We start from the raw sequence: 14,213 nt of genomic DNA on the forward strand, positions 1-14,213 counted from the left end.
TGTGTTGACCTTTCAGGTTTAAATTTGTTCTATCTAGGGGCTATTTAATCGCGGCGCGAGATTTGAAACCTAGTGGGCTAAGTAAAAACCGAGCAACAAAGAGTGAATTGTCCCTAGGAGGAACCCAAAGGGCAGCGCATGTTTGGTATTTATGCTGTGTTATCGCCTACTTATGTAGGATAACTACACACCATAGGCTCTGCCTTGCTTTAATACCAAACATACCGATGCAAATTCAACATCGAAAGAAAAACACGCCCTAATTTATTCACCTACCTCTAAATCAAACACCACGTTTATTGATGATTTAAAGCTTACCGTTTGTTGTAGATAATTTTTGCGAGCTTTAGGAAATGAATCGCTTATTGGATTTACTCTATCTATTTTTTTAACCGCTGCACCAAAGCCACTGTAAACGCTTTTTTGAGTTGAGCTAATAGTGCGTACTTCACCCACTTTTGTACCAAAGGAGTTAGCAAGCATATTTGCTTTTTCTTTTGCGTTATTAAGTGCTTGTTGTGTAGCTTGTGCTTGTAACAGCTCAGCTTTTGAAGATAAAAACTCAGTATTTTGAATCGCATTTACTTTTAAATTCAATAAAAAATCACTTAAATCATTCACTCTTTCAATATTTTTTAGTGTTACTTCAAAGGTCCTTATAGCTGCGTATTCAGCGGGAGCCTGATGCCCTGTTTCAATGTAATCCATACCCGTTTTTTCAACTTTAACACTTGAGGCAACTACATCATCGGCAGTTATTTCAAATTGATTTAGTCCATCAATTAGTAAATTAACTTTATTATCAAGATCGTTCTTAGCTGCTAAAGGTTCGTTTTTAATACTTATAATTTGAAATTGTATTTTAGCGATATCAGGATTGGCAAGCACCTCTGCAGTCCCTTGAACCGAAATTTGACGGCTTGTAGGCAAACTTGAATTAGCAAAAGTGATGAGTGGGAATAAGGTTAAGAAAATGGCAGTGATGAGTTTCATGATCGTCCTTGAAGTGATAATGCCGACTAAAAAGAATATAAAGTACCTAATTAAGGTTCTTTATACTCTTTCGTAGAACTAATTTAATGTATACATCTTAAATAGTTCCGATCTTGTAACTCTCGATTTCCTATTGTTAGTACCGGCATACATATACCCATAATAAATTCCAAAATCATTATCTTTAGTGTTTTTATTACTCAATATAGAAGTTTCAAAAGAAAGTAGTTTTTCTTTAAAATCAGGGGGTAGCTCACCAGCCAAGCATATTTCAACAATCAAAGTAAAGAAATTCGACTTTCTAAACCAAATTGAATCTAAACTTAGATCTAAATTCTTAACTACTGAGATAGCATTCAGTACGAGAGATTTAGTTTTATGATAATTAGGGTATTCATCATTAAACTCTGCTACGCACTTTTCAAGCTCACCATCACGTTGATAATATCCGCCACGCTCAAGTGTAGACATAACTTGAAGAAAGAAATGTACATCAGCCATACGAGTAAATTCCGAGTCATGGAATACTCCAAACTCTCCAAGCTCTACGTCTGCAGACAGTTCTTTTGCAGCTTGAATAAATTTCCCATCATAAATGGCGTTCTGAATTTCAATATCCGAAAGCTTAAATTTAGTTAAGTTTATACGCCTAAAAATTTCTCTAACTAGAGTATCTTCAACTTTCCCAATATCTCGAACTACAACTTGATAAGATAAAAAATCTTCTCTTTCAGAGTCGGTTAGCGCATCAAAACCTTTTACGAGCGTTAAAGGACTTTCAAAAGAATCTTCTATATAATTTTTTATCGTTGTTAATCTTTGCTGGCCATCTATAACTTTTTGCGTTGTTCGTAATTTTTTAGTATCTACAACGCCTTGGCAAACATAAATTTCAGGGAAGGGAAACCCATTTAAGATAGTATCTAAGAATTGCTCTTGATGCTCATGAGTCCAAACAAATTTTCTTTGAAAGTCAGGTGAAAGATCCAGTTTATTATCTTCAATTTTTTCGTAAATATCTGCAATCGTTGGGTTTGTTACAGATGGTTTTATCTGATACGCCATTATTTTCTCCTTAAAAGTCTTCTATTTCTCACATCAACTAACCCACTTACAATATAATCCTCTAAGTGCTCATAGCTTTTAAAAACACCTGCATTAACTTTGTAATTACCAACTTCAGATTTACCATAAGACATTTCTTGAAAGAATTTAAACCAATCGTTTTTAAATGTTTTCATTTGAAATGATATTGGTAGTTTATCAGGCCTGATCCAACCTAGAGCAACGTATTCAAGAAATTGATGGTACATTTCAAGCTCTGATTCTCGAACCACAGCTCTAGCTTTACGGAAAGACATTTGATATTTTGAAATATCTTTCATAATGTTATCAAATAATTTAGGGGATATTATCGCAACGTCAATATCGGAATCATAATCAAATTCTTTGAGCTTAAACGGGCTGAACCCAAGTTTTCCTGAGCCTGTTATGTAAATTTCATGAAAAGGTATATCAAATTTATTTGCTATTTTTTTTCTGAATTCGTAAAACTCATTATCTCTGCTCCCAAAGACGAATGGAGTTCCGTGCAAAACAAATTTTCTGCAGAAATCATAATGTTTATCATCTGTATCCTGCTTTTCTAATTCAAGCATAAAACTTTCAAGATTCACAATATTTCCTTTTCCTTATTAATAATTATAAGTTTCCCTTTAGAAGATTGAAAAACTAATATAACCTTTCTCCTAGTCCCCATAATTATACATACAACAATAAAAGTAAACTGTCTATTACTAAACCTCGGTGTTAACCGATAAGGCATTTTATCGTTGAGTTTCGCTGTCCTCTATCCAACCTACGTCAACTCGCCTACTTTTAACCCTTTGCCACGGCTTATTTGATGGCATTGGGCTAGCAGTAACTCCGCAGTGGCTTGTGCATCGGTCAGTGCGTGATGGCAATGATAGCTTGGTAACTCATAACGTGTGCGGCAAGCATTAAGGGTTAAATCATCTTGTTTTATTTCAGTTGAATGATGGAGTAAGCGCTTTTGCTCAATATGCAGTGTGTCGAGTATCAGTTTAGGCCGTATAGTTATATTGGCATTTTTTAGGGCTATTTTTAAAAAGCCCCAATCGAGCATGGCATTATGAAACACTAAAATACAATCATTAAAGTGGCTGCTTAGTTGCGTTAATATACTGCACAAGCTCTGTCCTTTTGTTATAGCATCGTCATTTATACCGTGATAAACAGGGCTTTGTTCGAGGCTTATAACGTCTTTATTGATAATATGCTGCGACTCACTCATTTTTATACATTGATTATCTATTATCACCCACGCTACCGATACAATTTCGTGCTGTTTTACATCAAGGCCAGTGAGCTCTAAATCAATCACTAAGTAACGCTGTTGCAAGGCATTTTTGCCTAGTAATTTACGGCGCTTTAAGTACCGAGTGAGCAGCTTTTTTACCATGTTAGTAATCCATCATTATAAACTGCCGCGAGCAAACTTAAACGCAGCAGCTTGCTGCGCTTGTTTAACAAGGTAAAACGCTTCTTTTAGTTGATGGCGCTCTAGTGAGTTTAATTTATTAGGATTAATACAATTACTTGGTAAGCCTTCTTCGTTTATCTGCGTACTAAGTCGAAGTTGCGTTAAAAACCGCCAGCAATCTTTTAGGTTGTATATATCTTCTTTGCTAAGCAATTTATGTTTGAGCAGTGCCTCTAGTCGCTCTTGGGTATTGGCGCGCTTAATACCCGCTTTTAAAGCGTATAACCGCACTATGTCATTTATAATTACGACACCGCGTTTTTTTAAATCTATGTATTTATTATTTTCATCGGTTTTTTCGGTTTTAAATTTATTAAATAAACCAATTGGCACGCTGTTACTACTTATGTCGGTTGCCATTGCAGCATAGAATAAGTCGTTACGCGATATACGAATTAGCTGCTCGCAAAAAGCGGTGTATAAAGCGTTTGAACCTTCAATAAAGCGCAGGTCAAAAAATATTTTACAATTAAGCATCGCATCTGGTGTGGGGCTTTTTATCCATTTAAAAAAGCGCTCGCTCCAGTCATTTACGCTCATTCGGCACTCATCGCTGCTTGCCATAATATTACCTGGGCAACGCCTAATGCCGCATTCAACTAAGTTCTCACATACAAATTTCCCCATGCTTTTAAAGTAAGCTTGCTGATCAGTGCTTAAGTCGTTAGGGAGTAATAAGCCGTTATCTTGATCTGAGTGCAGAGTTTGCTCTTCGCGTGCTTGCGAGCCAAAGCAAATAAAACTAAAGCTGGTTGGCGCTGCGCCATGCTCTTCTTGAAATAAGTGAATAAGTCGCGATGTAAGCGCATCGGTTAATCCACTTAGTAATTTACCAATTAGCGATATGTCGTCAATGTTGTACGAAAAACCACGCAATAACTCAGGGATTTCTTTTGCATAGCGTTTTAAGTCAGTAATAGTGTGCGCTTTATAAATGCGCCCAATAAGCTGCACGGGGTCACTTTTTTGTTGGCGTAATAAGTCGGTGCTGGTTATCATTCCTATCGGTTTATGGTTTTCATCAAGAACCGGTAAGTGATGAATATTATGCTTAAGCATTAAGTGCAGCGCTGAAAACACTCGATTATTTTCAAATATAAACTTGGGCTTAGCGGTCATAATGCTGCTTACAGCATCTTGAGGGTTTACCTCGTCGGCGAGTACGCGGTTACGTAAATCACGATCGGTAACCACGCCAACTAAATGTGCATGCTGCGTTATCATTATTGACGACACACCATGCTGTTTCATCTTTTTAGCGCTTTGCCTAATGCTTGCATCAGGCGCAAGCGTAATCGCTGTGCGTGCCATCAGCTCTGATATTTTACGCTCAGACCAGCTATCGTTTTTACTTTTATAATGCGATGACAACAACCGGTTAGCATGAGCGCGTACAAAGTATTGCTCAAACGATTTATATTCTCTGCGCAAAAAATCAAAATGCGTTTGAGAGAGCATATACACTATGCCCTCTTTTTGTACCGCTAAACGGTTTTGAATCGCTTCCCCCGTTAGTAACGACGGGAAGCCAAAGTAATCACCTTGTGCTAAATGCGTAACAACGTCGCCTTTAGCATCAACTAAATCATACAAACCAGAGCGAATTAAAAATAGTTTAGGGTTTTCACTTTGCAACCACTGAGTTTGATTTTCGCGGGTGAGGTAAATAATGTCGAGGTGATTTACAAAATACTCGTATGCACTGCTATCAAGTAGGCTAAATGGTGCTTGCATGCAAACATATTGGGCTATTTCTTGTTGTTCTACGCTCATCGTTGTGCTCATTAAAAAGTATACACAACACCAATGTACTCATTTTTTATACAAATAAAAAGCCCGACTTAAGTCGGGCTTTTTACGCTTTATTTTAAGTAACCTTAGTGATCGTGCGCTTCTGCCGATCCTTTAGGATTACGAATACCTTCTACCATTTCTTGAATTTCAACAGGTGTTGGTTGAGTAAATTTAAGAACAATTGCAGCAACTGCAAAGTTAATAATCATACCAATTAAGCCAATACCTTCAGGCGAAATACCTAAGAACCAATTTTCAGGGCTGTTTAGCTCTGGACTAACAAACTTGAAGAAGATGATATACGCAGCGGTAAAGCCTATACCCGTTACCATACCGGCAACAGCCCCTTCGCGGTTCATTGTTTTAGAGAATATACCCATAATAATTGCAGGGAAGAAACTCGCAGCCGCCAAGCCAAAGGCAAATGCCACAACTGATGCCACAAATCCAGGCGGGTTAATACCAAAGTACGCGGAGATAACAATAGCAACCATGGCTGCCAACCTCGCTGCAAGTAGCTCTTGCTTGTCGGTAATATCGGGCTTGAGGGTTCGCTTGAGTAAATCGTGCGAAACGGAGGTCGAAATAACCAGTAGTAAACCTGCTGTTGTAGATAATGCGGCGGCAATACCACCTGCTGCTACAAGTGCAATAACCCATGCTGGTAAGTTAGCAATTTCTGGATTTGCTAATACCATAATGTCGCGATCTACATTGACTTCGTTAGCACTGTTCGGATCGGTAATTTTACCCGCCGTGTAGAACATTTTGCCATCGCCATTTTTATCATCAAACGTGATTAAACCTGTGCGTTCCCAGTTTTTAATCCATCCTGGTGCTTCTGCGTAAGCTGTACCGCTACCGTCTTTACCATTAATGGTATCAACCATGTTTACGCGAGCAAAAGCTGCAACCGCAGGTGCTGTAGTATAAACAATCGCGATGAACACAAGAGTCCATGCGGCAGAAATACGCGTGTCTTTTACGCGAGGTACAGTGAAAAAGCGTACAATTACATGTGGTAAACCAGCAGTACCTACCATTAACGCACCAGTAATAGCGAACACGTCAATCATGCTCTTAGAGCCTTCGGTATATTGCGCAAAACCAAGTTCAGCGCTTAAGCCGTCTAGTTTATCAAGTACGTACACGCCGTCGCTGCCAATTAATGTGGCACCAAAACCGGTTTGTGGGAAAAAGTGACCCGTCATCATCATTGAGATGAAAATGGCTGGTACAAGGTAGGCAAATACAAGTACACAATATTGCGCTACCTGTGTATAGGTAATGCCTTTCATGCCGCCAAGTACCGCATAAAAGAATACAATCACCATACCGATGTAAACACCAGTTTCAATTTCTACTTCTAAAAAGCGTGAAAATACGACGCCTACGCCGCGCATTTGCCCTGCAATATAAGTAAAACAAATGAATATGGCACATACAATTGCCACTAAACGTGCGGTGCGTGAATAGTAACGGTCGCCAATAAAGTCAGGTACAGTAAACTTGCCGAATTTACGTAAGTAAGGCGCTAAACACATAGCTAATAGTACATAACCACCTGTCCACCCCATTAAGTAAACGCTGCCATCGTAACCTGCAAACGAAATAATACCCGCCATTGAAATAAACGACGCGGCGCTCATCCAATCAGCTGCTGTTGCCATACCATTAGCAAGAGGAGGTACGCCGCCGCCCGCGACATAAAATTCTTTAGTTGAACCCGCTCGGGCCCAAATTGCTATGCCGATATAAAGCGCAAAGCTTAAACCAACAATTAAAAACGTGAGTGTTTGAACATCCATTGCTTAGCTCCTATTCGTCTACGCCATATTTTTTATCTAACGTATTCATTTTGAAAACGTACACAAAAATCAAAGCAACAAAGGTATAAATCGCGCCTTGCTGGGCGAACCAGAAGCCAAGTTTAAACCCAAAAAAACGTACTTCATTAAGTACATCTACCAATAATATGCCAAAGCCAAAAGACACAATAAACCACACTGCTAATAGTTTAAATAACAGTGAAATATTTTCTGCCCAATAAGCTTTTGCTTGTTCTTCATCTTTAAAAGCCATTTTTATTTTCCCCTTTAAGCACCGCAATATCGCGATGAGTGGTTTTTTATCTTCACTTACCAATTTAGCAATGCTGTCTCAAGATTGAATTGCGACCATAGTCGTAACAGCTTATTAACGTTTACGTAAACTGTATAAAAACAACTAAACCTAAATAGCTCTTTTTGTTATTTTTCAGCCTGTTAAGGTTTTTAAGTTGAGTTTTAGGGTTATAAAGAAGCTAAGTACTAAATTAATGCGACATTAGTCTAATGCTATAAGTTATTTTATTTTTATCTTTAATATTCAAGAAGATAAAAACAAAACTAAAATTATGATTTAAATTCAACCCTCACACTTAACCTGAGTTCTGGTATTGTGTTAATCCCTCATAGGGTTGGGGGGCTATTTTAAATAATAAGGTTTAATAACAACATGACTGCCGTACTCATTATTGTTGCTTTAGGATATATAGGTGTGCTGTTTTGGCTGGCTAACTGGGGTGATAAAACGACGCCTTTAGCAAAACGCATTAGCCACCACCCTTTTGTTTACTCATTTTCATTAGGTATTTATTGTACTTCATGGACCTACTATGGGTCAGTAGGAACTGCGGCGACTAGTAGCTGGAGCTACTTACCTATTTTGCTTGGTCCTGCATTGTTGTTTTTTTTCGGACAAGGCTTTTTACGTAAATTAGTGTTGGTGAGTAAAAAACAAAACATAACCACTATTGCCGATTTCATCTCTGCTCGTTACGGTAAGCGCCAAACTACTGCAATTATGGTAACAGTTATCGCGTTACTGGCGACTATTCCTTATATCGCACTACAACTAAAAGCACTCAGTACCAGCTTTTTACTTTTGCAAAACAGTAATAAAATATCCGGCGATATGCTCGCGCTTTCTGCCACATTGATTATGGCTTTATTTGCTATATTTTTTGGTACGCGCAAAGTCGATGTGACCGAATATCGCTCAGGCTTAATGCTTGCTGTTGCCTTTGAATCAATGATTAAACTTATTGCACTTATGGCTGTGGCAGGACTTGCCATATTTACACTATTTAATTTGCCCGAATCAACCTCAAGTAAAATCACCGAATCAATTTGGGATCACTGGAGCGATTTTAACTTTTTTAGTTTTAACTTTATTGGTCAGTCGTTAATGGCTGCAGCTGCCATTGTATGCTTACCACGCCAATTTCATGTCACCGTTGTAGACAACCAAAATAAACGTCATTTATTTACTGCTCGCTGGGCTTTTCCTCTGTATTTGTTATTGACTGCTGCGATGATTTTACCCATTGCAACTGCCGCTATCCATCCTGAAATCGGCAGTGGTTATTCCCCCGACAGCTTTGTACTTGCCCTACCGTTAATTAACGACAATGCATTTTTAACCACTTTTGTATTTATAGGCGGGTTGTCTGCCGCCACCGCTATGATAGTGGTCGCAACACTTACATTAAGTACTATGATCTCAAATGATGTTGTATTGCCATTAATATTACGCCGTAAATTTAAACGTAACTTAATTACCACCAGCTACAAATCGCAAATTTTATTGGTAAGACGTTTTACCATTGCCGGTATTCTAATCTTGGCTTATTTTTATCAACAATGGTTTGGCCACAGCAGTGCATTGGCGAGTATGGGGCTAGTGGCATTTTCACTCGTTACGCAATTATTGCCCGCTATTGTTGGCGGTTTATACTGGCGAAAAGGTCATGCTTACGGTGTTTATGCTGGTTTAATAGCTGGCATTATTTGTTGGGTGCTATTTTTAATGCTACCTATTTTAGATGCAGGCAACACCTTAAATAGTGAATTACAACAAACACTCATAACACGCGGGACGCTCATTGCCTTATTTGCCAATATTGGTTGTTATATTAGCTTTTCATTAGGCGCAGAAGAGCGTCTAATCGATAAAATTCAAGCAGCTGCATTTGTTAACCCAAAAGATCAGGCTATCTTAGCAAGGCGTTTAAATAAAGACGTAAAAGCCACGGTTTACGATTTTAAAATACTACTGCAAACTTTTTTAGGTATTCAGCGTAGCCAACAAGTCCTCGCGCATTACGCATTGGCACATCATTTAAGTGATAACAACGCTCACCCTGAACCTGAATTTATTGCTTATTGTGAGCGTGCTCTTACGGGTGTGTTGGGCGCCTCATCGGCACAAGCATTAATACATACGGTATCGTCGGGTAAGCGCATGGCGTTTGAAGAGGTTGTAAACTTTTTTGACGAAACGACACAAGCACTGCAGTTTAATCAAAATTTATTGTTTACCTCGCTCGAAAATTTAAGTCATGGTATTTCAGTAGTCGATAAAGACTTAAAACTTGTTGCATGGAACAAACGCTATGGTGAAATGTTTGGCTACCCAGAGGGCTTTTTAGAAGTAGGCCAACATATTGAAGATATTATTAGGTACAACGCCAACCGTGGTGAATGTGGCCCAGGCGAAATAGAACGCCAAGTAGAAAAACGCGTGCAGCACTTAAAAAATGGCAGTTCCCATCACTTTATTCGCCACCGCCGTAACGGCCAAGTATTTGAGATGATTGGTAACCCACTACCTGATGGCGGTTTTGTTACTAGCTTTTCGGATATTACAAATCATATAAGCACACAAAATGCGCTTGAAGAAGTAAACATGGATCTTGAAAATCGCATAGAAGCACGTACCCAAGAAGTACAAACAATTAATAAAGACTTACAAGCACAAATAGACAGTCGCGTACAAACAGAGCAAGCACTTACTTTAGCCAAGCGTGAAGCAGAGCAAGCTAACGACAGTAAAACACGATTTTTAGCGTTGGCAAGCCACGATATTTTACAGCCGCTTAATGCAGCGCGTTTATACCTTGCTGCTATTGACGAAAAGCAGCTCGATAGCACCAACCAAAATAACTTTGATAAATTGGGCGACAGCCTCGACTCAACCGTGCATTTAATGTCAGCTTTGCTCGAAATAGCCAAACTAGAACAAGGCGCGATGACCCCTACGCCTCGCCATTTTTGCATTGATGAAATTTTAGCGCCATTACAAAGCGAATACGCAATATTATCTAGTGATAAAGGGCTTAAACTAACGGTGCGTTCAAATCAACAAATCGTACACAGCGACATAACCTATTTACGCCGAATTATTCAAAACTTAGTATCTAATGCCGTTAAGTACACTGACAAAGGCCGTGTATTAATTGCCTGTAGAAACCGTAAACACAACCTACTGATAGAAGTATGGGACACCGGCCCAGGTATTAGCGAAGTTGAGCAAGCCAAAATATTTAACGACTTTTACCGTGTTGAATCGGGTGATAACAAAGGCGTTGGCTTAGGCCTTGGCGTAGTGAAGCGAATGGCTGACTTACTTAGCTTGCCGTTGCATGTACGTTCAGAGCCCAATAAAGGCAGTCGCTTTAGTGTTGAAGTACCTTATGGCGATAAGCAGTTCGTACAGCAAAAAAACACTGCAAACAGCTTAATAGAAAACCGCGCAGCAATTAATATAATTGCCGTAGACGACGACCCCGAAAATTTAGCCGCCATGGCAAGCTTACTTAAAAAGTGGCAAGCTAATTACACATTATTTGATAACGTAGATAGTGTACTCACTTATGCTAAACAAAATGGCGCACCCGATGTTATTTTAATGGATTATCAACTAGGCAGTGACTGCGATGGGATAACACTAATTAAAACCCTGCGCGAAATTTGGCAAAGCCAAGTACCTGCTATTTTAATTACAGCAGTGCGCGACACCGAGCTTAAACAAGAAACCAAAGCCGCTAATATTCATTATTTAAGTAAGCCAATTAAACCGGGCAAACTAAAAGCACTGCTTAATCACAGTACATAATAAGCGAGTAACAAGTGTTCTAGTTAAAAGTTATCTAGTAATAGCGTAAAAAAAAAGCCCAGTATCTTCACTGGGCTTTGCTTTATAAAGTGTTCATAAAGTTAAACTAATTTACTCGGCTTCTGAGCTTTTGGAACAACCAACTTAGTCCCACTAACGAAAGCCCCAATCCAATAAACGAAAGCGCTTTAAGTAAGCCCTCCAAGTTAGCCATATCAATTAAAAACACCTTAACAATAACGGCAGCTAGTAAGCCTAAGCCTACTTTTTGTATTAATAATTGATTTTTTAAATGACCAAAAATAATAGTACCCGCACCCAATAATAACCAAATAACAGAGTAGCTATAAAGCTCTGCATTGCTTGCGCCTTTTGATAAGTAAATGTAAGGGCCTTGCCAATATTGGCGAATAAAGCTGTTTATAGCCAATAATATAAAACCACCCGCAACGGCCAATATAAATGGCGTAGCTTTAGCATTTATTGGTTTTACAAGCTTGGCCAGCCAAAGCGTTAATCCTGCAGGTACTAACCACAATAGTAATAACCAGTTAAATATTGGCAGCTCACCTATGTAAAGTGATTCAAATAATGGGTTGTCGTCAAGCAGTGTTTTAATAGCAAAAAACCCCGCTAACCCTGCAAGTGCAAAACCCGCCACTTTATATAACTTAGCTAAAGTACCGGCAAGTTTTGCTCTGTGTAAGTACACGCACCCTAATGCCAGCCAGTTACAGGTAAGGAGTATTTGTTCGTAAAAGTTAAGTGAATCAAATTGCGGATAATGCCCTACTAACTGATAACTTGTTTCGGTGGTAATAAAAAGTGCTAAACAATGAAGGGCTGCACCTTCTAACCATACTTTTAATTGAGATGCTTTAAAGCACCTAGCTGCGGCAAAAAATAACGCAATGCATAACGGGTAAACCACTATGCTCCAATGCAAACCAAATACCGTGAGTACATCGTAACTTGGCGTCCAAGGTGAAAGCGTAAGGCGCAGTAATAACGCAGCAACCAAGGCTTTTATAGGCCAATGTGGCATAGGCACGCTATAGCGTTTAATAAGTACGCTTATAAGTAATACTTGTACAGCAAGAGCAATGGTTAGGCCGCTGTCACTTAGTAGCATGGTAATTGCTAACGTAATATTGGCATTAGCGCCTACCCAATAAGTAAAACGCTGAAATAGCGTTGTATTATGTTGCGCGAGCTTTATTAAAATAGCCGCCACTACAAACAATACAACGGCCCAAAATGGATATGCAGTACTTAACGCAGAATTAGGAATAAGCGTATATAAAGTCGCTATCATTACAAATACACTAAATGCCCCCGTAATATGAAACGCTAAACGCTTAATCTGTTTTTTACCGTAATAAAGCCCAAAAGCGGTAAGTAACAATCCGAGTAATAAACCCAAACCGTATTCATTTTTGAATATAAAGAGAGCGTCATCAAATAGATTTGGCGAAAGATGCGTGCGCTGAGCGCCTATCACTAATAGCGTTGATATAACTAACGCTACACCCTGCCAAATATCCCAACGGCTATTTTTAAGGACTAAAAATAGCATTAATACAATACTTAACACGCCGATTGCTTGCCACTGCATATCAAAGTGACTGATCAGCATGGTAAATATTAAGGGCGCTATAAAGGCGAGTAATAATGCATGATCTGGAAGCACTTTAATTAAGCGTTTTAAACTGTGCGGGCGATGTTCAATAACATTCAGTTTTAGACCTAAGCGCGGTATAGCAATTAACCCAATAATACTAAGTAAAGCAAATGCCCCCATTAACCAAACGGTATTAATTTTAAGTAATGTAAAACCAACTAAATACCAACCAATATGCCCTGCCCATAATAAATACCACAACCAAGCTCGCTGTACTTTATGTGCAACTAACGCGGCCGACAAACTTACAAAGCCAACATACATAAATAATGCAAACAAGTTACCACTGCCAGTGCTAACCCATATTGGTACACTATAAGCGCCAATAATACCTAATACCGCTAATAATGGGCCTAACCTAAGCGCCATAGCACTTGCGCTAATTGCAATAACTGCCAGTGTAAAAAATGCCACGGTAGGGCTAAGCATATCGTAGCTACTGTAGGCTAAAAGCGTTAAAGTAAAACAGGTAATAAACCCGCCGCTGGCAAGCGCTGCGGGTATGTAATTATTAAAGCCTTCAAATACAATGCGTTTATGGTGTAAATAAGCCGCAGCTGCAATTAAGCTAAGTCCAAATAAGCCACCTAAACTCAGCCTCATTACAGGCGATAGTAATCCCGCTTCTAGGCTGTATTTAGCTAAAAATATGCCACCAAAAGCAAGTGCTATTGCGCCAATCCAGGTCATCCAATTCTCTTCAAACCCTGTACGTAGTTTATTAAGTAATAATTCGATAGGAGGTGGTGTTTTGCGTTTTGTTTTAGCTGTGCTGTTAATACTGGATTTAACCGCTATTTGGGATTCAGTGGCTAGATTTGTGTATACGGGTTCTGGTTTATATACTTTGGCTGAAGCAATCACAGGCTGGTTATGTGCAATATTTGCATCGACACATTGAGTTTGTTTTTGCACTACGGCATTTGATTGTAACTCATTCACTTTTGCTTTTAAAAAAGTAATATCTTGCTTCAAACTCTTTAATTGTATAAGCGCAATTAATCCACAAATAGCGCCCCCCACAACTACCAATATAAGTATTACTGCTAAACCTATTAAATCATCCATGGCACACTCTGTAGTTATTCATTTACAGCGGCTATAGTACCTATTTTTTTATATTATCTACATTAATAATGTGTTTTACACTATTACTTAACCTGAACTCTGGTTAAGAGGTTTACTAACTCATTGAATTATGGTGATATTTAAATTTATTTTCTCTAGCCAGAGATTTTCAGTGAG

9 protein-coding genes are annotated in these 14,213 nt (G+C 38.8%); 1 reads left to right on the forward strand and 8 read right to left on the reverse strand.

Annotation, left to right across the window (positions count from 1 at the left end):
• Positions 1-264: 264 nt before the first annotated feature.
• From P20495_RS04985 to P20495_RS04955, 7 genes are all read right to left on the reverse strand, one after another.
• Positions 265-993 (reverse strand): SIMPL domain-containing protein, encoded by a 729-nt coding sequence (locus tag P20495_RS04985; protein WP_008137991.1) that lies wholly within the window; start codon positions 991-993, stop codon positions 265-267.
• Between the two features lie 78 nt (positions 994-1,071).
• Positions 1,072-2,058 carry a DUF262 domain-containing protein gene (locus P20495_RS04980; RefSeq protein WP_008137993.1) on the reverse strand — a complete coding sequence of 329 codons (987 nt, stop codon included), beginning with the start codon at positions 2,056-2,058 and terminating at the stop codon, positions 1,072-1,074.
• A complete protein-coding gene (locus P20495_RS04975) occupies positions 2,058-2,669 on the reverse strand; it encodes a hypothetical protein (protein WP_008137995.1) in 612 nt (203 codons plus the stop codon). Before P20495_RS04975 ends, P20495_RS04980 begins: the two co-directional genes overlap by 1 nt.
• 182 nt (positions 2,670-2,851) lie before the next feature.
• Entirely contained in the window at positions 2,852-3,475 is a 624-nt protein-coding gene (locus tag P20495_RS04970; protein WP_008137997.1) for a 3'-5' exonuclease, read from the reverse strand.
• 15 nt (positions 3,476-3,490) lie between these two features.
• Positions 3,491-5,329 (reverse strand): DUF294 nucleotidyltransferase-like domain-containing protein, encoded by a 1,839-nt coding sequence (locus P20495_RS04965; protein WP_008137998.1) that lies wholly within the window; start codon positions 5,327-5,329, stop codon positions 3,491-3,493.
• A 104-nt stretch (positions 5,330-5,433) separates the two neighbouring features.
• Positions 5,434-7,158 carry a sodium:solute symporter family protein gene (locus P20495_RS04960; RefSeq protein WP_008137999.1) on the reverse strand — a complete coding sequence of 575 codons (1,725 nt, stop codon included), beginning with the start codon at positions 7,156-7,158 and terminating at the stop codon, positions 5,434-5,436.
• Between the two features lie 10 nt (positions 7,159-7,168).
• Complete coding sequence (locus tag P20495_RS04955) at positions 7,169-7,432, reverse strand: DUF4212 domain-containing protein (RefSeq protein WP_007377498.1); 264 nt, start codon at positions 7,430-7,432, stop codon at positions 7,169-7,171.
• 414 nt (positions 7,433-7,846) lie between these two features.
• On the opposite strand from P20495_RS04955, the gene P20495_RS04950 reads away from it, so the two are divergent.
• Complete coding sequence (locus tag P20495_RS04950) at positions 7,847-11,287, forward strand: PAS-domain containing protein (RefSeq protein ID WP_008138000.1); 3,441 nt, start codon at positions 7,847-7,849, stop codon at positions 11,285-11,287.
• A gap of 106 nt (positions 11,288-11,393) precedes the next feature.
• Here P20495_RS04950 and P20495_RS04945 read toward each other — a convergent pair whose 3' ends face one another.
• The gene (locus P20495_RS04945; protein ID WP_008138001.1) at positions 11,394-14,036 is read right to left on the reverse strand and encodes a DUF2339 domain-containing protein; all 2,643 of its coding nucleotides are present in this window, start codon (positions 14,034-14,036) and stop codon (positions 11,394-11,396) included.
• Positions 14,037-14,213 lie beyond the last annotated feature (177 nt).

The organism is Pseudoalteromonas sp. BSi20495, from assembly GCF_000241185.1.
Taxonomy (GTDB): domain Bacteria; phylum Pseudomonadota; class Gammaproteobacteria; order Enterobacterales; family Alteromonadaceae; genus Pseudoalteromonas; species Pseudoalteromonas fuliginea.